Source organism: Streptomyces sp. NPDC048290, from assembly GCF_040652095.1.
Taxonomy (GTDB): Bacteria; Actinomycetota; Actinomycetes; order Streptomycetales; family Streptomycetaceae; genus Streptomyces.
Genome location: NZ_JBEZLM010000003.1, coordinates 302876 through 323687, shown reverse-complemented (window position 1 = coordinate 323687; position 20812 = coordinate 302876). Strand labels below are relative to the sequence as shown.

Here is a 20812-nt window from a genome sequence, read left to right as displayed (position 1 = left end):
GCGGGGGGTTGCGGGGCGGCGGCCCGGGTCACAGCACCTTGCTGAGGAAGTCGCGGGTGCGGGCGTTGCGCGGGTTGTCGAGGACCTCGGCGGGCGGGCCCTGCTCGACGATCCGGCCGGCGTCCAGGAAGACGACCCGGTCGGCGACCTCACGGGCGAAGCCGATCTCATGGGTGACCACCACGAGGGTGGTGCCGCTGGTCGCCAGATCCTTGATCACGGCGAGCACCTCGCCGACGAGTTCCGGGTCGAGGGCCGAGGTCGGTTCGTCGAAGAGGATCACTCCGGGCCGCAGGGCGAGCGCGCGGGCGATGGCGATCCGCTGCTGCTGACCGCCGGAGAGCTGCCTCGGGTAGGCGCCCGCCTTGTCCGCGAGCCCGACCCGGTCCAGCAGCGACAGCGCCAGTTCCCCGGCCGCCGGTGTGGTGAGCCGGCCGGTGGCGACCGGCGCGGCGGCCACGTTCTCCAGCGCCGTCAGATGCGGGAAGAGGTTGAAGTTCTGGAAGACGAAGCCGATCCGCCGCCGCTGGACGAGGATGGCCCGCTCGCTCAGCTCCTTGAGCCGCCCGCTGACCCGTCGTACGCCGATGGGTTCGCCGCCCAGCGTGACATACCCGATGTCGGGTTTCTCCAGGTGGTTGATGGCCCGCAGCAGGGTGGACTTCCCGGAGCCGGACGGGCCGAGGATCGCGGTGACCTCGCCGGGCGCCACGGTCAGATCGATGCCGTCGAGGACCCGGTGGGCGCCGTACCACTTGTGGACGCCGTGCAGTTGGACGGCGACGGCCTCGACCGGGGCGTCGGTCTTCTCAGTGACCGTCGTGACCGTCGTGCCACTCGTGCCACTCGTGGCGCTCATACGGCGGTCTCCCTGCGGGCGCGGTCGCGGACCTCGCGCAGGCTTGCGCGCAGGCGTTGCAGCGGGGTCGGCGGCAGGGTGCGGGTGGCGCCCCGGGCGTAGTGCCGCTCGACGTAGTACTGGACGACGGAGACGACGCTGGTCAGGATCAGGTACCAGACGGTGACGACCAGCAGCAGCGGCACGATGTCGCCGGGGTAGGTGGCGCCCATGGTCTGCGCGGTGCCGAAGAGGTCGAGCAGCGAGACATAGAAGACCAGTGAGGTGCTCTTGATGAGGCCGATGAGCTGGTTGACGTAGTTCGGTGTGATGGAGCGCAGGGCCTGCGGGAACACGATCCGCAGGAACTGGTAGCGCTTGGGCAGGCCCAGCGCGGAGGCCGCCTCGTGCTGGCCCTGGTCGACGGAGAGGATGCCGCCGCGGACCACTTCGGCGGCGTAGGCGGCCTCGTTGAGGCTGAGTCCGATGATGGCGACCACCATGTCGGTGGCGAGGCGGGACTCGTCGAAGGTGAAGAAGGCCGGGCCGAAGGGGACGCCGACGCTGAGGGTCTGGTAGAGGGCGCTGAAGTTGTAGAGGAAGAGCAGCACCACGATCAGCGGGATGGAGCGGAAGGCCCAGATGTAGGTCCAGCTGACCGCGCGCAGGACCGGGCTCCCGGACAGCCGCATCAGGGCGAGGACGATCCCGCCGAGCAGCCCGAACAGCGCGCTGTAGGCGGCGACTTCGAGGGTGATCAGCAGCCCGTCGAGGATGGTGGGGCGCAGGAACCAGTACCCGAAGCGGTCCCACTGGTAGAAGGGGTTGGTCGCCAGTCCGTGCACGAACTGGGCGGCCAGCACGAGGACGATCGCGGTGGCGATCCAGCGTCCGGGGCGGCGCGGCGGCTGGACCCGCTGGGCGGTGAGGGGCGGTGACGGGGGGTCGGCGCGGGGGCCCGGCGGGGGCGCGGCCGGTGGGTCCGCCTCCGTCGGCTCCGGTTTCTGCTGGTGGTGCTGCGTCGCGGCGAGGGACACGCCCGCGCCAGGGGATTCACTCATCGGGGGCTCCGGCGGGAAGGGGGAACCTCCCGGAGCCGCGGTGGGCCGCGCGCCGCCGCACCGCGCCGACGGGCCGGGGCGGCACGGCGGTACGGGCGGGGGGCGCGCGCTGGGCGCACGGGACCGGGGGTTCGGGCGGCGGGGACGGCACACCGGGAAGGGGTGTGCGTCGGGTGCGGTGGCCGGGCGGGATCGCTGAGAGGCGGTCAGACCCGGCGACGGGCTCGGCCCGGTGCGGTACACAGTGCGCTGCTGACGCGGAGCAGATCGACGGCGCGGTCGGCGACGAGACGGTCGGCGCGCGGACGGACACGGCCCACATGACGGCCCTGGGCCGTCCTGGTGGCTGCGCGCATGTCGGTCGTCCTTCGTCGTCCCGGCCCCGGCGGGGGCCCGTCGTGCCGCGGGCGCCGCCGCCATCCCGGATCCACACACGTGTCCGAAAGGGCGGCAGGTGCCCGAAGGTTAAGGGCGTGACCCGAGGCCATGTCAATGCCGGTCCACTGGATGGGACGGCATCAGGGCCGGTCGGCGCGGACCCGGGGGCCGTACGGGACGGCCGCGTGGGCGGCCCAGTCCAGGATCTGGACAGCGGCTCCGGCGGCCTCCAGGCCCCGGCAATGGGCCTCGTGGCGGCGGGCGATGCCGTCGAGGTCGAGGTGCGCGGCGAACGCCGGGCGGGCGGTCAGCCGGCGGGCGAAATCCCACACCGCGGGATGGTCGGCGACCCGGTGCACCGCCCCGGCGTCGAGGTGGTGGCGGTGGACCGTGTCGAGCTGCACCAGGGTGACCCAGAGCGCCACATCGGCGGCGGTGAGCCGATCGCCCGTCACATACGGCTGGACGGCGAGCCGTCGCTCCAGTGCGGCGAGCGCGCTGAGCAGCTCGGCCCCGGCCGCGGCCCGCTCCTCGGGGTCGGCCCCGGCCCGGCCCGCGCGCTGGGCGGCGGCGTCGATCCGGTCGGCGCACAGCCGCTCCACGGTCTCGATGTCGGCGTCCAGGGCGGGCGGGAAGAGGTCCGGGCGGTCGGCGCCGAAGTGCCGGGCGAGGTCGCGCACGATGTCGGGGGCGTGCGCGCTGACGATCCGGCCGGACCAGTCGTCGACGAGGACGGGCGCGAGGGCGGGACCGGTGTAGCGGTGGGCCGTGGCCTCGTAGAGCGGGCGCAGCGCGGAGTGACCGCCGCCGGGACAGTCGGGGACGGGGGGCAGCCCGGAGACCGGACAGGTGTCGCCGAGGCCGAGCAGGTGGTGGACGACGGCGATCCGCAGTCCGTCGGGGTCGGCGGTCGACAGATGCAGCCGGTAGCGGCCGGGCACGGCGTAGTGCCCGCTGCGGGCGTCCCGCCCGATCCGGCCCCGGAACACGGGGGTCTCGGCGGTGGCGATCCGCAGGGGCGCGGGCGGTGCGACGGGTGTGACGGGCGTGACGGGTGTGATGGGCGTGACGGTCATGGGTCTCCCCGGAATCGGGCGCGCGGACGTCCGCGCGGCGGGCGGGACACGCGGGTGGGCCTGGCACTGGCACTGGCACTGGCAGGGGACGGGCCGACCGGGCGCGGGCGCCGGGTGGTGTCGGTGGGGGCTGGGTGGGCGCGTGCGCCAGGCGGTGTCGGTGGGGCTGGTCGGGGGCGGGCGCCGGGACGCGTCGGTGCGGGTGGTGGTCGGGAGCGGGCCTGGGAGGGAGGTGCCGCAGCGCCAGGGGCGGCGGGGGCGCAAGGCGCGTCAGGGCACCGGAGGCGCCGGGCGCGGCAGGAGGCGTCAGCCCTGTGAGCTACGGCTGATCGCGCTGCACACCCGCTGGAGGTCGATGTGCCTGCGGGAGGTGAGCAGGGGCGAGCGCGGAGGTCTGCGGCAGGTCCGGCCGACGGCCGGTGCTAGGCGCCTCATATTCCCTACCCATTCACTAGGATTCCCTACGGGAGTGTCGATCGCGCCCGGCGCGGCGTCAAGACCACGTCCACCAGACGGTCATGCCACATGGACGGCACGGTCGTTGCCCGCGCGGTGGGCGGGGGGGCGCACAGAAGACCGCCCCGGGTCCCGCGCGGGGTGCGCGGAGTCCGGGGCGGTACGGGTGGGGTGCCGGTCGGAACCGTTGCCTCTCCTTCCAGTCAAGGCGGGTCGTGGTGCGACCGGCGTGTCCGGTCCGGTCCGTCCTGGACGTCAGGACGTCGATGCTTCAGGACGCCAGGACGCCGGACGGTGAGGACGCCGAGGGGTTGGTCAGGACGTGGGGAAGTTGTCGGGGGTCCGCATCCGGTCGCGAATCCAGACGCCCGCCTGCTTCAGCCGGGACGTGCCGGCCCACGGTCCGCCCGCGTTGCACGTGCCCTCGGTGAAGACGGCACCGGAGCGGCCGTCGTCGGAGTAGTTCCAGTTGACCCAAGAGATCTTCTTCGCGGCCATCAGATCGAGGTACCGCTGGGACATGGCGAAGTCGTTGCTCCCCTCACCCGCGTAGTTCTGGGTGCCGAACTCGGTGACGAACATCGGGATGCGGTCGGCGGCGCGGGACAGGGTGTTCAGGTACTCGTCGCGGTGCGAGTCGGCGTAGAAGTGGAACGTGTACATGACGTTGGAGGCGTTGACCTGGTTGTTGACGACCTCGGTCTCATTGGCCCCGTCGGAGACCCCGAGCGAGGACCAGGCGCGTGTGCCGATCAGCACGGGGGCGTCGGAGTCGATGGCCCGGATGACCGGGATGATCTTCTCGGCGTAGGACTTGACGGTGCTCCAGGAGACACCGGAGGGCTCGTTGGCGATCTCATAGAAGACGTTGGGCTTGCCCTTGTGCCGGTTGGCGATCTCCGTGAAGAAGGTGCGGGCACGGGACAGGTTGTAGTTGGGGTCGCCCGGGGTCAGCATGTGCCAGTCGACGATGACATACATGCCCCGGCTGGTGGCCTCCTCGATGAGCCGGTGGACGAGGTCGGTGAACTTGCGCGGGTCGGTCTCGTAGCCGCCTTCCTGGACGTAGGTCGACACGCGGAGCACATCGGCGTTCCAGTCCTTGGCGAGGGCGTCCAGCGAGCCCGACGTCAGACACTGGGGGTACCACTGGGTGCCGTGGCTGGACATGCCGCGCAGTTGGATGGGCTTGCCGTACTGGTTGCAGAGCTTGGTGCCGCAGACCTTGAGCTGGCCGTTGATGCCGACGGGGGTCGTGCCGGGGGTGGGGCCGCCCTGGGTGTCGACGGTGAGGTGGTCCACGTTGGGCCCGCCGCCCGCGGTGGTGGCCGTGGCGCGGACCGTGTTGGCGCCCGCCTTGAGCGCGGCGGTGACGGTGGTGGTGGTCCAGCCGGTCCAGGTGCCGGTGGAGCCGAACGTCTTGCCGGACGCCACCAGGCTGCCGTTGACCCGGATGTCCATCGGGCGGTCGACGGTGGTGCCGTTGGCGTAGCGCAGGCCCAGGGTGGCGTTTCCGGCGGTGGCGGCGGTGACCGTCCACTCGACGGAACTGCCGGTGGTGTTGGTGTAGTTGACGAATCCGCTGCCGGTGAACCCGGTGTGGTTGGACTCGACGGCTCCCTGGGAGACAGCCGCGTTCTCGGCCTCGTAGGTCTGCGGGGCCAGGGCGGCGGCGGGGGCGGGCTCGGAGGCGGGTCGCGCCTCGGGGGTGGCCGCGGCCTGGGGCGCGAGGAGCGCGCCGGTCAGGGCCGTGGCCAGGAGAACGGAACGCGCCCACAGGCGCGATCGGGTGGTGCGTGGGGGCTTCACCATGATCTCCGTCTCGGTTGGAACGATCGGGATTGGTAAGGAAACTTTCCTAACAGTGAGATAGCAGTGGAGACGGAGCGGGGGCAAGAGGTGTGACACGGATACACGCACGGGGTTGCGGTGACCGATCGCCTCCGACAGGGGCCCGATCCGCCCTCCACGGCACGTCTGATCAGCGGCGAAACCCGGCCATGGCATGGGGTAGTCTTGATCCGCACGTTCACGCGATTCCACCGGTGGTTCAACTGGCGGGCGTGACACGCAGCGTGGAACCCACGCGAAGACACCGGGACGTGGCGCAGCTTGGTAGCGCACTTGACTGGGGGTCAAGGGGTCGCAGGTTCAAATCCTGTCGTCCCGACTCGCGAGAGTCACAGACCGAGGGCCGCCGCCCGGAGAAATCCGGACGGCGGCCCTCGGTCATGTTCCTTCTTCAGTCCTGCCCGTCCCCCCGCGCGCCCTCCATCCCCGGACCCTCCCCCCGGTAGAACGCCGATGTGCGGTCCGCTGCCGCGCGGGCGGCGTTCGTGTCCTCGCCGGAGGCCACGCTCGCCGTGTACCAGCTCTCGCTGGCGGCCGTGACGAACTCCTTGCCCTCGTCGGAGGCGCCCCAGGTCTCGAACTCGGCCGGGGTGACGGCCGGGGCGCCGCTGAGGTGGCGGAACAGGCCCATGAGGGAGAGGTCCCAGCCGACGCCGACCGCGCCGGGGCCGAACCGCGCCCACCGCTCGTCGTCCACATGGGCGATGTGCTCCAGCTCGAAGCGGGTGCGCTCGTCGCCCTCCGGGGTCAGCCGCAGTTCGATCCAGCTGACCTCGCCGCCGAACTCCCAGGTGGCGAAGAAGCCCTTGGGCGGGTCGCAGCGCTCGATGGTGCCGGAGGCGTTGCCCTCGACCGCGTACCGGCCGCCGAGCGTGAGGTCGCCGGTGACCGGGGCGAACCAGCGGGGCAGCCGCTCCGGGTTGGTGCAGGCGTCCCACAGATCGTCCAGCGGGGTGTCGTAGGTCTGGCCGATGGTGACGATCCGGGCCTCGCCCGCCTTGAAGGCGCGGCGGCCGACCTGCCGCCGTACGGCGTTGATCTGGTGGTGGACATCGATCATGGGGTACTCCTCGGTGGTTCCTCGTCGCGCAGGCGGCGTTCACGTCTGCCCCGGGCCAGTTCGGTGGCCAGGGCGTCCAGTCGGGGGGTCCAGAAGCGGCGGAAGCGGTCGAGCCAGACGTCGACGTCCCGCAGCGGCTCGGAGTTCACCGCGTACAGCCGCCGGGTCCCCTCGGGCCGTACCGTCGCGAAGCCGTTCTCGCGCAGCACCTTCAGATGCTGGGAGACGGCCGGCTGCGTTATCCCGAACTCCGCGCGGATGACCTCGCTGACCGCCCCGGAGGTCATCTCGCCGTCGGCGAGCAGCTCCAGAATCCGGCGACGTACGGGGTCGCCGAGCACATCGAAGGCGTGCATGGCCACAATCTATCACCGTTCACTTATATAAGCCAGGACTGAAGGAAGAGGCTCGCTTACGGGGTGCGGTACAAGGTGCTGAGGAGTTCGAGCACACCGGGGGTCGCCGGGGGTGGGTCGTCGCGCCACCAGGCCAGCCGTACCGCGACGGGTTCCGCGTCCCGCACCGGGCGGTAGACCACACCGGGGCGCCGGTACTGGTGGGCCGTGGACTCGGCGGTGACGCCCACGCCGCGGCCGGTCGCGATGACGGTGAGCCAGTCGTCCACGTCATGGATCTCCTCGGTGCGGGGCCGGGCCCCCGGCGGCCACAGCTCCTCGGTGGTGGTGCCGGTACGGCGGTCGATCAGCAGCGTGCGTCCGGAGAGGTCCGCCAGCCGTACCGAGCGGCGGCGGGCGAGCGGGTCGTCGGCGGGCAGCGCGCACATCCGCCGCTCCAGGCCGACCAGCGCGGTCTCGAAGCGCCGCCCGGTGACGTCCCGGCGTATCACCGCGAGGTCGCAGCCGCCCTCCAGGAGCCCGGCCGTGGGCGAGTTGACCCGCACCAGGTGCAGTTCGGTCTCCGGGTGGGCGGCGCTCCACCGCCGCTGGAAGGGCACGGTGTGCCGGCCGAGCGCCGCCCAGGCGTAGCCGATCCGCAGCCGGACGTGACCCGTGGTCGCCTCGCCGACCAGGTCGTCCACCTCGGCCAGCACCCGGCGGGCGTGCGCGACGACCCGTACGCCGGTCGGCGTCGGGGTCACCTCGCGTGAGGTGCGGCGCAGCAGCCGTACCCCGAGGGCGCGTTCCAGGGCGGCCAGGGTGCGGGAGACGGCGGCCTGGGAGACGCCGAGGGCGTGCGCCGCGTCGGTGAAGCCGCCCTCGTCGACGATGGCGACCAGGCAGCGGAGTTGGCGCAGTTCCAGGTCCTTGGCGGCCGGACCGGCGGCGGTCTCCTCCAGGCGGCGTCCGGTCGCCTCCAGACTTCCGGTGTCGTTCGCGCGTCCGGTGTCGTCGACGCTTCCGGTGTCGTCCCTGCGTCCGGTTTCGTCCATACGGTCAGCGTATAGACCGGCTGGTTCATGCATTTTGCGCAAGGCGGGGGCGGGCGCACGATCGGGGGATGCGTTCTCCCGTCCTGCGCGCCCGGCCCTCGCGCCGCCCGCCCGGTACGTCCGTGTCCCGGTCCGCCGACGGGCGGCTCGCCGGGGTGGTGACCATGACCGGCAGCGGGCTGTCCAACCAGTTCGGCGCCGCGATCGGCGCGCTGGCCTTCCCGGTGCTCGGACCGCTCGGTGTGGTCGCGGTCCGGCAGTACGTGGCGGCGGCCGTGCTGCTGGCCGTCGGGCGGCCGAGGCTACGGGAGTTCACCTGGCGGCAGTGGTGGCCGGTGCTGCTGCTGGCGCTGGTCTTCGGCACGATGAACCTCAGCCTCTACACCGCCGTCGACCGGATCGGGCTCGGGCTGGCCGTCACCCTGGAGTTCCTCGGACCGCTGGCGATAGCGCTGGCCGCAGCGCGCCGCAGGCTGGACGCGTGCTGTGCGCTGATCGCGGCGGCGGGCGTGGTGGTGCTGATGCGCCCGAGGCCCTCGGCGGACTACACGGGCATGGCCCTGGGGCTGCTCGCGGCCTGCTGCTGGGCGGCGTACATCCTGCTCAACCGGACCGTGGGGCGGCGGCTGCCCGGTGCGCAGGGGTCCGGCGCCGCGGCGGCCGTTTCGGCGCTGATGTTCCTGCCGGTCGGGGTGCTGGTGGTGCTGCACCGGCCGCCGACCGCGGCGGCGCTGGGGTGCGCGGTGGTGGCGGGGGTGCTGTCGTCGGCGGTGCCGTACCTCGCGGATCTGTTCACGCTGCGCCGGGTGCCCGCGCAGACCTTCGGTCTGTTCATGAGCGTCAATCCGGTGCTCGCCGCGCTCGTCGGTCTGCTGGTGCTGGGGCAGGGGCTGGGCGCGGCCGAGTGGGCGGGTATCGGGGCGGTGGTCGCCGCCAACGCCCTGAGCATGGCGGTACGGCCCCCGGGCGCCCGTACCCGGTCGATCTGAGTACGGCTACTCACGCCCGGCCCGGCCTCGGGCGCCCACGATGGGGGAGCCACAGCAGCCCGGTCCCAGGCAGACTCAGGAGTCATGATGAACCGTCGTACGCTGTACCGCTTCGCCGTCGGCAACCCCGCGTCGGCGGTGTATCTGGGCGCGGTGGGGCTGTCGATCGCCGCGGCCACCGGGGTGACCCTGTTCAGCAGCGACCCCGGGTTCGTCTGGGTGTGGCCCGCCTTCCTCACCGCCCCGCTGTCGCTGCTCGGCGCGATGCCGCTGGCGGCGACGGAGACGGACCTTCCGGCGGCGCTGTACGTCGGCGGGATCGCCGTGGCGGCGCTGGCGCAGTCCCTGGTCGTCGGGACCTGCTTCGAACTGCTGCGCGGCCGGGGCGCGGGGCGACCCCAGACGCAGTGACCGCGGCGGCGTACGGCGTGCGACACGCCGCCGCGCGACGAAGTGTCCCGCCGTGGCGGCCGATCAAGGACACAGTGTCGGCGTCGCCGCCGGGCGGCGCTGACTAGGGTCGCGGTATGGACCACAGTTTCGCCGTACACGTCCCGGACGCCGTACTCGAACCCGATCCGCTCGAACCCGCCCAGATCGTCTCCGGCTCCCCCGAGGTGAGCGGGAAGGTCGTCTGGGAGTCGGCGGACGGGCGGCAGATCCGCGGCATCTGGCAGATCACCCCCGGGGTGGTCACCGACACCGAGGCGGACGAGGTCTTCGTCGTGCTCAGCGGGTCGGCCACGATCGTGTTCGAGGACGGACCGACACTGACCGTCGGTCCCGGTGACATGGCGGTGCTGCGGCAGGGCGACCGTACGACCTGGACCGTGCACGAGACGCTGCGCAAGGTGTACGCGATCAACCTCTGACGCACGGGGTACGCGATCAACCTCTGAATCGGCGCACGGGCGGACCGGTTCAGCGGGGACGGCCCGTGGTGCCGCGCACCTCCAGCCGGGGCACCGTCAGATGCCGCCGCCCCGCACTTGCGCCCGCTTCCGCTCCGGCTCCCGCTCCCCCGCCCGGTGTGCCCGACAGCCGGTCCAGCAGACAGCGCGCCGCCCGCTGGCCCATCTCCCGCGCCGCGTTGTCGACCGTGGTGAGCCAGATGTGCCGGAGCCGGGCGGTGCTGGTGTTGTCGTAGCCCGCCACCGAGATGTCCCCGGGCACATCGAGGCCAAGGTCACGGGCGGCCGACAGCGCGCCGACGGCGGCGATGTCATTGGCGGCGAGCACGGCGGTGGGCCGGTCGGGACGGGCCAGCAGCCGGACCGCGGCGCGATGTCCGCCCTCCTCGGTGAGATCGCAGGGCTCGACCCGGAGCCGGTCGGCCAGCCCGTGCGCCCGCATGGTCGCCTCGAAGGCGCGCAGCCGCAGCTCCCCGACCGCGCCGTACCCCGCGAGATGCGCGATGTCCCGGTGGCCGAGCCCGATCAGGTGTTCGGTGAGCAGCCGGACGCCCCGCTCGTCGTCCCCGGCGACCAGGTCCACACCGTCCGGCACCGGTTCGCGGGCGCCCACGACGACCACCGGCAGCAGCCCGGCCACCCGGTCCAGCGCGGCCGGGTCCGGCAGCGTGCCCACGACCACCAGCGCGTCGGCGCCGATGTCCAGGAACGGGCCGGTGGGATCGTCCCCGGTGTGGCGGCCGAGCCGGGCGTCGGCGAGCAGCAGCCGTAGACCCGCGGCGTGCAGCGGGGCGTCGAGGGCGTCGAGCAGTTCCACGAACCAGGGGTTGCGCAGATCGTTCAGGAGGACGCCGACCACGCGGGTCCCGCCCCGCGCGCCGCCTGCCACGGGGGTCCCGCCCCGCGCGGAGGGCCGTTCGGGCGGCAGGGCCCGGCGTTCGCTGAGGCTGCGGGCGGCGGCGTTGGGCCGGTAGCCCAGGGCGCGGGCGGAGCGCAGTACGGCGTCCCGGCGTTCGGGACTCACCTGGCCGGAGCCGCGCAGCACCAGGGAGACCAGGGACTTGGAGACTCCGGCGTGCTCGGCGACATCGCGGATGGTCGGCGGTCGGGACATGATTGGACCGTTCCATGCGCCACCCGTAATTGTCAAAGGGCGGAACACGCCGAAAAGGGTTGACACCTGCGACGACTGGCGCCGATCGTGGCCGGGAACGTTCCAGGACCGGTCCAAAGGAAGTGTCATGGTGGAAGCGCTGGGTGTGGCCGTCGTCGGTTTCGGCTGGATGGGGCGGGTGCACACCCAGGCGTACGCGCGGGTGCCGCACCACTTCCCGGGGCTGGCGCTGCGGCCGGAACTCGTGACGGTGGCGGACGAGGTGCCTGGGCGGGCCGAGGAGGCGGCGGAGCGGTTCGGGTTCGCCTCGGCCACCCGGGACTGGCGTGCGGTGCTGACCGATCCCCGGGTGCGGGCGGTCAGTGTCACCGCGCCGAACTTCCTGCACCGGGAGATCGGGGTCGCGGTGGCCGCGGCGGGCCGGCATCTGTGGATCGAGAAGCCGGTCGGGCTGAACGCGGAGGACACCGGGGCGGTCGCCGACGCCGTCGCCACGGCGGGCGTCCAGGCCGCGGTGGGCTTCAACTACCGGAACGCGCCCGCCGTGGAGGCGGCCCGCGCGCTCATCGCGGACGGGGACATCGGCCGGGTCACCCATGTCCGGGTACGGCTGTTCAGCGACTACGCGGCCCATCCGGACGGGGCGCTGACCTGGCGGTACGAGCGGGCGCGGGGCGGCAGCGGGGTCCTGGGCGACCTGGCCTCGCACGGCGCCGACCTGGCCCGCCATCTGCTCGGCGAGATCACCTCGCTGACCGCGGACACGGCCGTGTTCGTCCCCGAGCGGGCCCGGCCCACCGGGGCGACCGCGGGCCACGCGCTGGCGGCGGGCGGCGAGACGGGCCGGGTCGAGAACGACGACTACGTGAGCTGTCTGCTGCGCTTCGCCTCCGGGGCGCGCGGGGTGCTGGAGGCGTGCCGGGTCTCGGTCGGCGAGCAGAACGCGTACGGCTTCGAGGTGCACGGCACGAAGGGCGCGGTGTTCTGGGACTTCCGCCGGATGAACGAACTCGGCGTCAGCCGCGGCACCGGCTACCAGGACCAGCCGGTGAGCACGGTGTACGTCGGTCCGGGCGCGGGCGAGTTCGCCGCGTTCCAGCCGGGCGCGGCCAACGCCATGGGCTACGACGACCTCAAGGTGATCGAGGCGTACCGGTTCCTGCGCTCGATCGCCGAGGGCACGCCGTACGGGGCGACGCTGCGGGACGCGGTGCGCTCGGCGCTCGTCCTGGACGCGATGGAGCGGTCCGCGCGGCGGGGGGAGTGGGTGGACGTGCCGCGGGAGTGAGCGGCCTGTCGGCGCCGCGGGGGCGGGCGTTCCGGGGGTTGCCGTAGGGGTGGGCGTCCTGGGGGCTGCCGCAAGGGTGGCGGTCCCGGGGGGTGCCGCAAGGGTGGGCCGTCCCCGGGGGGGTGCCGCGAGGGTGGTGGTCCGGGGGCTGCCGCAGGGGGGAGCGCCCCTGAGCCCGCCACACACTCGCGCACCCCCGAACCCGCCACACACATGCGCGCGCCCCCGAACCCGCCACACACGCGCGCGCCCCCGAACCCGCCACATACGCGCGCACCCCTGAGCCGGCCACAGACGCGCGCACCCCTGAGCCAGCCGCATATGTGCGCGCCTCCGAGCCGGGCACACACGTGCGCGCCCCCGCGACCGCCCCTGGCCCGCCACATACGCGCCGCCCCCAGCCCGCCACATACGCGCGAGCGTCCCGGCCCGGTGCTCAGCGCGGCATGTTGTACGGCGTCACGACCTGGATGGCGGACGGTGGGGTGGGACCGGCGGGCGGCAGCGCACCATGCGCCCGCATCACCAGATGGCAGGCTTCCCGCAGATCCTGCCGGAGGTCGTGGTGGAGGACGGCGGAGAGCCGCTGTTCGCCCAGCAGCCGGGTGTTGTCCTGGTCCAGGTCGTGGGCGATGAACACCGCGCAGTCCCGCCCGAGGTCGGCGAACGCCTGGAGCGTGGCGATGTTGCCGCCGCCGATGGAGTACACGGCCCGGATGCCGGGGTCCCGGTCGAGGGCGGCGCGGACCAGGTCGTACTGGTCGGCGTCCAGGCCCTGGCCCTCGGTGATCTCGGCGAGGGGGCGGTCGGGGTGCCGGGTGCGCATGGCGGCCCGGAAGCCCATCTCGCGCTCCTCCTCGTTGCGGAAGAACCCGCTGCTGAGGCTGGTGAGGACGGTGCCGGGCCGGTCGCCCAGCCACTGGCCCATCAGATACGCGGCGGTCGCCCCGGCCGCCCGGTCGTCGATGCCGACATAGCCGAGGCGGCTGCTGGTGGGCAGATCGGTGACCAGCGTGACGACCGGGACACCGGCCGTCGCCAGCCGGGCGACCGCCGCCACCACCTCGGGCACGTCGGGCGCCTTGAGGATCACGCCCTGGGAGCCGCGCCGGGCGATCCGGTCCAGGGTGCGGACCAGTTCCCGTACGGGTCCGGTCTCCCGGAAGTGGAAGCGCGAGCGCAGCACCGCCGGGTGCAGGGCGGGCAGTTCGGCCTCCAGGGCGGCGCGCACGGCGGTGGAGAACCGCTCGGGAGCCTGCATCACGATGTCGACCATGAAGGTGCGGCCGACCAGCCGTACCTGGGTGCGCTGGCGGTCGAGGTCGGCGATGGCCCGGCGGACCTCGTCCGCGGTGCTGGTCCTGACCCCGCCCCGGCCGTTGAGGACCCGGTCCACGGTGGCCTCGCTGAGCCCTGCCTGACGTGCGATCTCCCGGATCGGGAAGGGGTGGCCCACGGGCTTCGGCCTCCTTGCGCTGATGAGGGGTTTTTGATGGCTTGCTGCTGGTTGTTCGAGGGGTTTGTCATGACAACAATGACAGGACCGTGACACTGCTGTCAGGGAGATGGACCCGGCGAGACACCGAGACGTACCGCCCACCGAAAGAAGGACGACGATGTCCCCGACGGCTTCCCGCGTCTGGCTCACCGAGGGCGACTGCTCCCTCGACGCCTTCCGCGCGCTGGTGGAGCGCACCACCGACCCCGCCGACTACCCGTACGCGGCGGCGGTGGACCGGAACGTCCCGCTCTACGACGCCGGACGGCTGCCCGGCGACCGGCGGGCGCTCCAGACGGAGCTGGTGCGGGCCCTCACCGACGGCCCCGGTGTCGTCGTGCTGCGCGGGGCGTTCCCCGACCCGGCGGTGGTGGACCGGATGACCGGGGTCTTCGAGGCGCTGATCGCCGCACAGCGCGCCTCGGGCGGCGGCGCCGGGGACCACTTCGCCCGGCAGGGCGCCAACGACCGGGTGTGGAACGCGCTGGAGAAGGCCGCGCTGTACGACGCGGAGGCGTTCGCCGACTACTACGCCAACGAGGTGCTCGCGCTGGTCGCGGACGCCTGGCTGGGCCCCGGCCACCAGGTCACCTCGCAGGTGAACGTGGTCAACCCGGGCGGTGCCGCGCAGACCGTCCACCGTGACTACCACCTCGGTTTCCTGCCCGCCGCCACCGCCGCCCGCTATCCGGCGCACGTCCACCGCCTCTCCCCCGTGCTGACCCTCCAGGGCGCGATCGCGCACTGCGACATGCCGGTGGAGACCGGGCCGACCATGTACCTGCCGTACTCACAGGCGTACGAGCCCGGCTATCTGGCCTGGCGGCTGCCGGAGTTCCAGGCGTACTTCGAGCAGCGGTATGTGCAGTTGCCGCTGGCCAAGGGCGACGCGGTGTTCTTCAACCCGGCGCTGTTCCACGCGGCGGGCACCAACCGCTCGGCGGATGTGCGGCGGACGGCCAATCTGCTCCAGATCTCCTCCGCGTTCGGCCGGGCCATGGAGACGGTGGACCGGGAGGCCGTGGTGAACGCGGTCTATCCGGTGCTGCTGCGCCGCCTGGAGCGGGGCGCGGACCCGGACCGGCTGGAGCGGGTGATCGCGGTGAGCGCGGAGGGCTATCCCTTCCCCACCAACCTGGACACCGATCCCCCGGCCGACGGTCTCGCCCCGGCGGCGGCGACCGATCTGGTACGGCGGGCCCTCGCCGCGCGATGGCCGCCGGAGACCCTGCGGACCGCGCTGCGGACGGCCGCGGAACGCCGTACGAGCTGAGCACACAGGACGAGGAGAGCGACGCACGATGACAACAACGACGGCCGAGGGGCTGCTGGAGGGCAAGGTCGTCCTGGTGGGCGGCGGCAGCCAGGGCGTGGGCGCGGCCATCGCGCGGGCCGCCGTACGGGCGGGCGCGGTGGTCGCCGTGTCCGGGCGGCGGACCGGGCCCGGCGAGGCACTGGTGGCGGAGCTGACGGCGGCGGGCGGCGAGGCGCTGTTCGTCCGGGCGGACCTCGCCGACCCGGACCAGGCGAAGGGGTCGGTGGCGCGGACCGTCGAGGCGTACGGCCGGGTCGACTGTCTGGTCAACTCGGCGGGGCTGACCACCCGGGGCACACTGCTGGACACCACTCCGGAGCTGTTCGACGCGCATGTGGCGATCAATCTGAAGGCGCCGTTCTTCACCATGCAGGCGGCGGTGGCCGACATGGTGGCGCGGGAGGCGCCGGGCACGATCGTCAACATCATCACGTCCTCCGCGCACGGCGGGCAGCCCTTCCTGGCGCCCTATGTCGCCGCCAAGGCCGGGCTGATCGGGCTGACCCGCAACGCGGCGCACGCGCACCGCTGGGACCGGGTGCGGATCAACGGTCTGAACATCGGCTGGACGGAGACGGAGGGCGAGGACGCCACCCAGCGCGCCTTCCACGGGGCGGGCGACGACTGGCGGGAACGGGCCGCCGACCGACTGCCGATGGGCAAGCTCGGCCAGCCCGACGAGATCGCCGACTTCGTGGTCTTCCTGCTCTCGGACCGCTCCGGCGTGGTCACCGGCTCGATCGTCGACTGGGACCAGAACGTGCTCGGCGGACTGGACTGACCCGCCCCATCCCCCTATCTCTTGAGGAGTTGCACCCCATGCGTATCGGAATCCTCGGCCTCGGCCGGATCGGCGCCTTCCACGCCGAGACCCTGTCCGGGCTGGCCGCGGTCACCTCGCTGGTCGTCGCCGATCCCGTCGCGGCGGCGGCGAAGACCGCGGCGGAGCGGTTCGGCGCGCAGGTCGCCGACTCGCCCGAGGCACTGCTCGCCACCGGGGTGGACGGCGTGGTGATCGCCGCCGCCACCGACGCCCACCCGGGGCTGATCCGCGCCGCCGTGCACGCGGGCGTACCGGTGTTCTGCGAGAAGCCGGTGGCCCGCACGATGGCCGAGGGCGTCGCCGTGCTCAAGGACGTCGACGGCACCGGCGTACCGGTGCAGATCGGGTACAACCGGCGGTTCGACGCCGGGTTCGTGGCCGCGCGGGACGCGGTGCGCGCCGGTGAGCTGGGCACCCTGCACACCGTACGGTCCACGACGCTGGACCCGGCGCCGCCGCCCGCCGGGTACGTGGCGGCGTCCGGCGGGATCTTCCGGGACTGCTCGGTGCACGACTTCGACATCATCCGCTGGGTGACCGGCCGTGAGGTGACCGAGGTGTACGCGGTCGGCGGCAACCGGGGCGCCGACTACATCCGGGAGGCCGGGGACGCCGACACCACCGGCGCGGTGCTCACCCTGGACGACGGCACGATCGCGGTGGTGTCCAACAGCCGGCACAACGGCCGGGGCTACGACGTCCGGATGGAGCTGCACGGCTTCACCGACTCGATCGCCGTCGGTCTGGAGGACAAGCTGCCGCTGCGGTCCGTGGAGCCCGGGGTGACCTTCCCGGCGGGCGTGCCGCACGACTTCTTCATGGACCGGTTCACCGCCGCCTACCGGGCCGAGCTGACCGCGTTCACCGAGGTGGTCGCGGGTAGCAGGCCCTCGCCGTGCACGGTCGCGGACGCGCTGGAGGCGGGCTGGATCGCGGAGGCGTGCACGCTGTCGCTGCACGAGCACCGCCCGGTGCGGATCGCGGAGGTCAGGCTCGGCTGAGCCATCGCCGGGGCCCGTCAGTGGTGGAAGCCGGGCTGTTCCGCCACATGGCCGGCCCGGCCCTCGGCGAGCAGATCGACGGCCTTGCGGATGTCCTCGGCGAGCAGCACCACCTTGTCGTAGCCGATGCCGTGCCGGACCAGGACGCGGGCGATGACCGTGTCGTCGCGGCTGGCCGGGAGCGGGTACGCCGGGACCTGCCAGCCGCGGCGGCGCAGCTGGTCGGTGAGGTCGTAGAGGGTGAAGGGGCTGTTCGACGGGTCGGTGAGGGTCCAGGAGACGGCGGGCAGGGCCTCGCTGCCGTCGTGCAGCACAGTGAACGGGCCCATCTCGCGCAGCTTCCCGGCCAGCATCTGGGCCGTGGTGGCACAGGAGCCGTGCACCTGGGCGTAGCCCTCGCGGCCGAGGCGCAGCAGGTTGTAGTACTGGGCGACGACCTCGCCGCCGGGGCGGGAGAAGTTCAGGGCGAAGGTGGGCAGGTCGCCGCCGAGGTAGTCGACCCGGAACACCAGGTCGTCGGGGAGGAGGTCGGCCTCGCGCCAGACGATCCAGCCGACGCCGAGCGGGGCCATGCCGTACTTGTGGCCGGAGGCGTTGATGGACGCGACGCGCGGCAGCCGGAAGTCCCAGACCAGGTCGGGCTGGAGGAACGGGGCGACGAAGGCGCCGCTGGCCCCGTCGACATGGATCGGGACATCGAGGCCGGTCTCCCGCTGGATGCGGTCGAGTTCGGCGGCGATCTCGGCGACCGGCTCGTAGACACAGGTGTAGGTGACGCCGAGGATGGCCACGACGCCGATGGTGTTCTCGTCCACGTAGTCGCGCAGTTGGTGCGGGCGCAGGCCCAGGGCGTCCGGTTCCAGGGGGACCTGGCGCAGTTCGACGTCGAAGTAGCGGGCGAACTTCTCCCAGCAGACCTGGACCGGGCCGGTGATGATGTTGGGCCGGTCGGTGGGTTTCCCGGCGGCGCGCCGCCGCTGCCGCCAGCGCCACTTCAGGGCGAGGCCGCCGAGCATGCACGCCTCGCTGGAGCCGGTGGTGGAGCAGCCTAGGGTCTTGGCGCCCTGGGGTGAGTTCCACAGGTCGGCGAGCATATGGACGCAGCGGTTCTCGATCTCCGCGGTCTGCGGGTACTCGTCCTTGTCGATCATGTTCTTGTCGAGGCACTCGTCCATCAGCACATGCACCTCGGGCTCGGCCCAGGTGGTGCAGAAGGTGGCGAGATTCTGCGAGGCGTTGCCGTCCAGGGTCAGCTCGTCATGGATCAGCGCCTTGACCGCGCGGGCGTCGGACACGCCCCGGGGCACCTGGTACTTCGGCAGCTCGCGCCCGCTGATGGGCAGCGAGTAGACGTCGTCGAAGGGCAGCTCGTCATCGCGGTTGGTCTGGTGCAGGGCCATCGGGCCACCCCCGGGCAGCGAGTACGGCGTGGGTCAGGGCTCCGGCCCGCCGGACACCGGACCGCACTGTGGAATCTGCCACGCCGCAGGGTCCGCCGCGCGCCGGGCGCATCCGGACGAGGGGCGGGGACCGGCCGCTCCCCCGGTGTTCGCCCCCGTTTTGTCATCCACGTGCGTAGACGCGCCCCCACGGCTGCTCCTACGGTCACCGGGCGGCGTGGTCGCCGGCCATGTGCCGACCTGGCGGCGGCCGAGCGGTCGCTGAGCGGTGATCGCACGGTGAGCGATCGAGCAGTGATCGCTCAGTGGTCGCGTAGTGATCGAGCAGTAGTCGAGTAGTGGTCGAGTGTTGAACGGGAGTACCGGATGCGCCGGAGTGCCTCACCCCTCTCCCTGGTCCTGCTGGGCATCGGTGTGTTCCTGCTGGTGCTGGCGCCGATGCTGGTCTGGTATGTGAAGCCGCGGGCCGCGGTGAACCCGATCGACATCGATGTGACGGCGGTGTACCAGGGCAGCGGCAGCTACTTCGACGCGGGCGAGGCCGCGACGGTGGACGGTGAGCGGATCACCGTCACCCAGCGGGTGCGCGGGGACGTGGCCGCCAGTGAGCGCGCCGACGCGGCCGTGTGGGACGTGGTGACGACCGTGGACACGGAGAAGTCGCTGCCCGCCGCCGATCCGCATGACGCGCTGGACTTCGCCACCGCCCGCTGGGTCACCGACCGGCGCACCAATAAGCCCGTGCACTGCTGCGACGAGCAGCCGTACCACGAGGGCGAGGCGTACCTGAAGTTCCCGTTCGACGTGCAGGAGCGGTCCTACCGCTGGTGGGACAGCACCGGCGACACCACGGTGATGCTCCGCTTCAAGGGCGAGGAGAAGGTGCGCGGCTACGAGGGCCTCGCCTTCGTCGGCGAGGTCGCCCCGATGAAGGTCGGTACCCGGCAGGTGCCGGGCGCGCTGGTGGGGCGCACGGAGTCACCGCAGGTCCTGGCCGAGGAGTGGTACTCCAACCAGGGCATCAAGCTGGTCGTCGACCAGGCGACCGGCCGTACGCTCTACGCCGAGCTGGGTCCGAAGCGCACCCTGCGCGCCCCCGGCTCCAGCGAGGACGCGGTGACCCTGCTGAACGTGGAGCGGCTGGCGTTCACCCCGGACACCCAGCAGTTCGCGGTGGACAAGGCCAAGGCCGACGCCGCCCAGTTGCGCGCGGTGGGCTTCACCGTCCCGATCGCGGCGGTGGCCGTGGGGGCGCTGCTCACGGCGGCGGGCCTGTTCCGGCTGGTCCGGGGCCGGTGGGGGCGGGGCCGGGACGAGGAGCCGCCGGTCCCCGCGGAGCAGCCGCTGTCCCCCGTGGGCGCGGGCCCGGCGTGACCTGACCTGACCGCCGGACCGTCGGCGCCCGGCCCCTCCCTCAGGCTCCGCAGGAGCGCAGGAACTTCCGGGTGCGGACCGCGATCGGCAGGGGCTTGTCCGGTTCGCACGGGTACATGTCCTGCTCCACGATGGCGAACAGGTCGACGCCGAGCCGCTGTGCCGCGGCGAGGACCGGCTCCAGCTCGGGCACCCCGGACGGCGGCTCGCACATCACGCCCCGGGCGACGGCCGGGCCGAAGGGCACGCCGTTCGCCACCACGTCCTTGAGGATGTCCGGGTCGACCTGCTTGAGGTGCAGATAGCCGATGCGCTCGCCGTAGGTCTCGATCAGCTTGACGCTGTCGCCGCCGCAGTAGGCGTAGTGCCCGGTGTCCAGGCAGAGGTTCACCAGGCCGGAGTCGGTCGCGTCGAGGAAGCGCTCGACATGGGTCTCGGTGTCGATATGGGTGTCGGCGTGCGGGTGGACGACGATGTCCAGGCCGTACGTGTCCCGTACCTCGCGGCCGAGGCGTTCCATGCCCCGGGTGAGGTGGCCCCACTGCTCGGCGGTCAGCTCGGCCGGTTCCAGGATCTCGGCGGTCTTGTCGTCGCGCCAGAAGGACGGGATGACGACGAGGTGGCGGGCGCCCATGGCCTGGGTGAGCGCGGCGACCTCGCTGACGTGCTGCCAGGTGGCGTCCCAGACGTCAGGGCCGCGGTGCAGTCCGGTGAAGACGGTTCCGGCGGAGACCTGGAGGCCGCGCCGGGTCACCTCGTCGGTGAGGCGGGCGGGGTCGGTGGGGAGGTAGCCGTGCGGGCCGAGTTCGATCCAGGAGTACCCGGCGTCGGCGACCTCGTCGAGGAAGCGCTGCCAGGGGACCTGCTGGGGGTCGTCGGGGAACCAGACGCCCCAGGAGTCGGGGGCGGAGCCGACCCTGATCCGGTCGAGCACGGGGGACGCCGGGGACGCGGACGGCACCGGGGACGCCGGGGACTCGGGGGACATG

The 20812-nt window shown here is 72.8% G+C and carries 21 protein-coding genes and 1 tRNA gene; 9 read left to right on the top strand and 13 right to left on the bottom strand.

Annotated elements, in window-relative coordinates; all coding sequences use genetic code 11:
* Positions 1–28 precede the first annotated feature (28 nt).
* The 6 genes from AB0D49_RS06275 to AB0D49_RS06250 form a co-directional block, all read right to left on the bottom strand.
* Positions 29–859 carry an amino acid ABC transporter ATP-binding protein gene (locus AB0D49_RS06275; RefSeq protein ID WP_362751551.1) on the bottom strand — a complete coding sequence of 277 codons (831 nt, stop codon included), beginning with the start codon at positions 857–859 and terminating at the stop codon, positions 29–31.
* Positions 856–1899 carry an amino acid ABC transporter permease gene (locus tag AB0D49_RS06270; RefSeq protein ID WP_362751548.1) on the bottom strand — a complete coding sequence of 348 codons (1044 nt, stop codon included), beginning with the start codon at positions 1897–1899 and terminating at the stop codon, positions 856–858. Before AB0D49_RS06270 ends, AB0D49_RS06275 begins: the two co-directional genes overlap by 4 nt.
* Positions 1900–2105: 206 nt before the next feature.
* Positions 2106–2255 carry a hypothetical protein gene (locus AB0D49_RS06265; RefSeq protein WP_362751545.1) on the bottom strand — a complete coding sequence of 50 codons (150 nt, stop codon included), beginning with the start codon at positions 2253–2255 and terminating at the stop codon, positions 2106–2108.
* Positions 2256–2417: 162 nt separating this feature from the next.
* Positions 2418–3353, bottom strand: coding sequence for a glutathione S-transferase C-terminal domain-containing protein (locus AB0D49_RS06260; protein ID WP_362751542.1), 936 nt, complete (start codon positions 3351–3353; stop codon positions 2418–2420).
* A 306-nt stretch (positions 3354–3659) separates the two neighbouring features.
* Positions 3660–3788 carry a putative leader peptide gene (locus AB0D49_RS06255; RefSeq protein WP_362751539.1) on the bottom strand — a complete coding sequence of 43 codons (129 nt, stop codon included), beginning with the start codon at positions 3786–3788 and terminating at the stop codon, positions 3660–3662.
* A 336-nt stretch (positions 3789–4124) separates the two neighbouring features.
* Positions 4125–5621 carry a cellulase family glycosylhydrolase gene (locus AB0D49_RS06250; RefSeq protein WP_362751535.1) on the bottom strand — a complete coding sequence of 499 codons (1497 nt, stop codon included), beginning with the start codon at positions 5619–5621 and terminating at the stop codon, positions 4125–4127.
* Between the two features lie 284 nt (positions 5622–5905).
* On the opposite strand from AB0D49_RS06250, the gene AB0D49_RS06245 reads away from it, so the two are divergent.
* Positions 5906–5979 (top strand) — tRNA-Pro (locus AB0D49_RS06245).
* A 72-nt stretch (positions 5980–6051) separates the two neighbouring features.
* Here the strand turns inward: AB0D49_RS06245 and AB0D49_RS06240 are convergent.
* From AB0D49_RS06240 to AB0D49_RS06230, 3 genes are read right to left on the bottom strand one after another with little or no spacing between them, the layout of a single operon-like run.
* Positions 6052–6720: an SRPBCC family protein gene (locus tag AB0D49_RS06240; RefSeq protein WP_362751532.1), complete on the bottom strand. Its 669-nt coding sequence runs from the start codon at positions 6718–6720 to the stop codon at positions 6052–6054.
* Complete coding sequence (locus AB0D49_RS06235) at positions 6717–7076, bottom strand: metalloregulator ArsR/SmtB family transcription factor (RefSeq protein WP_362751529.1); 360 nt, start codon at positions 7074–7076, stop codon at positions 6717–6719. The genes AB0D49_RS06240 and AB0D49_RS06235 overlap by 4 nt, the downstream gene beginning before the upstream one ends.
* 56 nt (positions 7077–7132) lie before the next feature.
* Entirely contained in the window at positions 7133–8110 is a 978-nt protein-coding gene (locus tag AB0D49_RS06230; RefSeq protein ID WP_362751526.1) for a LysR family transcriptional regulator, read from the bottom strand.
* 68 nt (positions 8111–8178) lie between these two features.
* Here AB0D49_RS06230 and AB0D49_RS06225 point away from each other — a divergent pair, with 68 nt between their 5' ends.
* The 3 genes from AB0D49_RS06225 (at position 8179) to AB0D49_RS06215 (ending at position 9971) form a co-directional block, all read left to right on the top strand.
* Positions 8179–9099 carry an EamA family transporter gene (locus tag AB0D49_RS06225; RefSeq protein ID WP_362751523.1) on the top strand — a complete coding sequence of 307 codons (921 nt, stop codon included), beginning with the start codon at positions 8179–8181 and terminating at the stop codon, positions 9097–9099.
* 87 nt (positions 9100–9186) lie between these two features.
* Positions 9187–9510, top strand: a complete 324-nt coding sequence (locus AB0D49_RS06220; protein WP_362751520.1) for a hypothetical protein — start codon at positions 9187–9189, stop codon at positions 9508–9510.
* Between the two features lie 116 nt (positions 9511–9626).
* Entirely contained in the window at positions 9627–9971 is a 345-nt protein-coding gene (locus AB0D49_RS06215; RefSeq protein WP_362751517.1) for a cupin domain-containing protein, read from the top strand.
* Between the two features lie 49 nt (positions 9972–10020).
* On the opposite strand, the gene AB0D49_RS06210 is transcribed toward AB0D49_RS06215, so the two are convergent.
* Positions 10021–11124, bottom strand: a complete 1104-nt coding sequence (locus AB0D49_RS06210) for a LacI family DNA-binding transcriptional regulator (RefSeq protein ID WP_362751514.1) — start codon at positions 11122–11124, stop codon at positions 10021–10023.
* Between the two features lie 127 nt (positions 11125–11251).
* On the opposite strand from AB0D49_RS06210, the gene AB0D49_RS06205 reads away from it, so the two are divergent.
* On the top strand, positions 11252–12412 hold the full coding sequence (locus AB0D49_RS06205) for a Gfo/Idh/MocA family oxidoreductase (protein WP_362751511.1): 1161 nt from the start codon (positions 11252–11254) through the stop codon (positions 12410–12412).
* 436 nt (positions 12413–12848) lie between these two features.
* Here AB0D49_RS06205 and AB0D49_RS06200 read toward each other — a convergent pair whose 3' ends face one another.
* Complete coding sequence (locus tag AB0D49_RS06200; protein WP_362751508.1) at positions 12849–13868, bottom strand: LacI family DNA-binding transcriptional regulator; 1020 nt, start codon at positions 13866–13868, stop codon at positions 12849–12851.
* A gap of 160 nt (positions 13869–14028) precedes the next feature.
* On the opposite strand from AB0D49_RS06200, the gene AB0D49_RS06195 reads away from it, so the two are divergent.
* From AB0D49_RS06195 to AB0D49_RS06185, 3 genes are read left to right on the top strand one after another with little or no spacing between them, the layout of a single operon-like run.
* Positions 14029–15183 carry a phytanoyl-CoA dioxygenase family protein gene (locus AB0D49_RS06195; RefSeq protein ID WP_362751505.1) on the top strand — a complete coding sequence of 385 codons (1155 nt, stop codon included), beginning with the start codon at positions 14029–14031 and terminating at the stop codon, positions 15181–15183.
* Positions 15184–15211: 28 nt separating this feature from the next.
* On the top strand, positions 15212–16006 hold the full coding sequence (locus tag AB0D49_RS06190) for an SDR family oxidoreductase (protein ID WP_362751502.1): 795 nt from the start codon (positions 15212–15214) through the stop codon (positions 16004–16006).
* Positions 16007–16044: 38 nt separating this feature from the next.
* A complete protein-coding gene (locus AB0D49_RS06185; protein ID WP_362751499.1) occupies positions 16045–17049 on the top strand; it encodes a Gfo/Idh/MocA family oxidoreductase in 1005 nt (334 codons plus the stop codon).
* Between the two features lie 17 nt (positions 17050–17066).
* Here AB0D49_RS06185 and AB0D49_RS06180 read toward each other — a convergent pair whose 3' ends face one another.
* The gene (locus AB0D49_RS06180) at positions 17067–18449 is read right to left on the bottom strand and encodes a glutamate decarboxylase (RefSeq protein WP_362751496.1); all 1383 of its coding nucleotides are present in this window, start codon (positions 18447–18449) and stop codon (positions 17067–17069) included.
* A 366-nt stretch (positions 18450–18815) separates the two neighbouring features.
* Between AB0D49_RS06180 and AB0D49_RS06175 the strand changes: the two genes are divergently transcribed.
* Positions 18816–19823: a DUF3068 domain-containing protein gene (locus AB0D49_RS06175; protein WP_362751493.1), complete on the top strand. Its 1008-nt coding sequence runs from the start codon at positions 18816–18818 to the stop codon at positions 19821–19823.
* A 40-nt stretch (positions 19824–19863) separates the two neighbouring features.
* On the opposite strand, the gene AB0D49_RS06170 is transcribed toward AB0D49_RS06175, so the two are convergent.
* Complete coding sequence (locus AB0D49_RS06170) at positions 19864–20811, bottom strand: sugar phosphate isomerase/epimerase (protein ID WP_362751490.1); 948 nt, start codon at positions 20809–20811, stop codon at positions 19864–19866.
* Position 20812: the final 1 nt, after the last annotated feature.

Bases quoted from the DNA above. Each gene is read 5' to 3' on its own strand.
- AB0D49_RS06175 (WP_362751493.1), top strand. From the start codon at position 18,816: ATGCGCCGGAGTGCCTCACCCCTCTCCCTGGTCCTGCTGGGCATCGGT.
- AB0D49_RS06255 (WP_362751539.1), bottom strand. From the start codon at position 3,788: ATGAGGCGCCTAGCACCGGCCGTCGGCCGGACCTGCCGCAGACCTCCG.
- AB0D49_RS06205 (WP_362751511.1), top strand. From the start codon at position 11,252: ATGGTGGAAGCGCTGGGTGTGGCCGTCGTCGGTTTCGGCTGGATGGGG.
- AB0D49_RS06275 (WP_362751551.1), bottom strand. From the start codon at position 859: ATGAGCGCCACGAGTGGCACGAGTGGCACGACGGTCACGACGGTCACT.
- AB0D49_RS06260 (WP_362751542.1), bottom strand. From the start codon at position 3,353: ATGACCGTCACGCCCATCACACCCGTCACGCCCGTCACACCCGTCGCA.
- AB0D49_RS06235 (WP_362751529.1), bottom strand. From the start codon at position 7,076: ATGCACGCCTTCGATGTGCTCGGCGACCCCGTACGTCGCCGGATTCTG.
- AB0D49_RS06230 (WP_362751526.1), bottom strand. From the start codon at position 8,110: ATGGACGAAACCGGACGCAGGGACGACACCGGAAGCGTCGACGACACC.
- AB0D49_RS06240 (WP_362751532.1), bottom strand. From the start codon at position 6,720: ATGATCGATGTCCACCACCAGATCAACGCCGTACGGCGGCAGGTCGGC.
- AB0D49_RS06190 (WP_362751502.1), top strand. From the start codon at position 15,212: ATGACAACAACGACGGCCGAGGGGCTGCTGGAGGGCAAGGTCGTCCTG.
- AB0D49_RS06180 (WP_362751496.1), bottom strand. From the start codon at position 18,449: ATGGCCCTGCACCAGACCAACCGCGATGACGAGCTGCCCTTCGACGAC.
- AB0D49_RS06170 (WP_362751490.1), bottom strand. From the start codon at position 20,811: ATGTCCCCCGAGTCCCCGGCGTCCCCGGTGCCGTCCGCGTCCCCGGCG.
- AB0D49_RS06195 (WP_362751505.1), top strand. From the start codon at position 14,029: ATGTCCCCGACGGCTTCCCGCGTCTGGCTCACCGAGGGCGACTGCTCC.
- AB0D49_RS06220 (WP_362751520.1), top strand. From the start codon at position 9,187: ATGAACCGTCGTACGCTGTACCGCTTCGCCGTCGGCAACCCCGCGTCG.
- AB0D49_RS06270 (WP_362751548.1), bottom strand. From the start codon at position 1,899: ATGAGTGAATCCCCTGGCGCGGGCGTGTCCCTCGCCGCGACGCAGCAC.
- AB0D49_RS06225 (WP_362751523.1), top strand. From the start codon at position 8,179: ATGCGTTCTCCCGTCCTGCGCGCCCGGCCCTCGCGCCGCCCGCCCGGT.
- AB0D49_RS06215 (WP_362751517.1), top strand. From the start codon at position 9,627: ATGGACCACAGTTTCGCCGTACACGTCCCGGACGCCGTACTCGAACCC.
- AB0D49_RS06250 (WP_362751535.1), bottom strand. From the start codon at position 5,621: ATGGTGAAGCCCCCACGCACCACCCGATCGCGCCTGTGGGCGCGTTCC.
- AB0D49_RS06210 (WP_362751514.1), bottom strand. From the start codon at position 11,124: ATGTCCCGACCGCCGACCATCCGCGATGTCGCCGAGCACGCCGGAGTC.
- AB0D49_RS06265 (WP_362751545.1), bottom strand. From the start codon at position 2,255: ATGCGCGCAGCCACCAGGACGGCCCAGGGCCGTCATGTGGGCCGTGTC.
- AB0D49_RS06185 (WP_362751499.1), top strand. From the start codon at position 16,045: ATGCGTATCGGAATCCTCGGCCTCGGCCGGATCGGCGCCTTCCACGCC.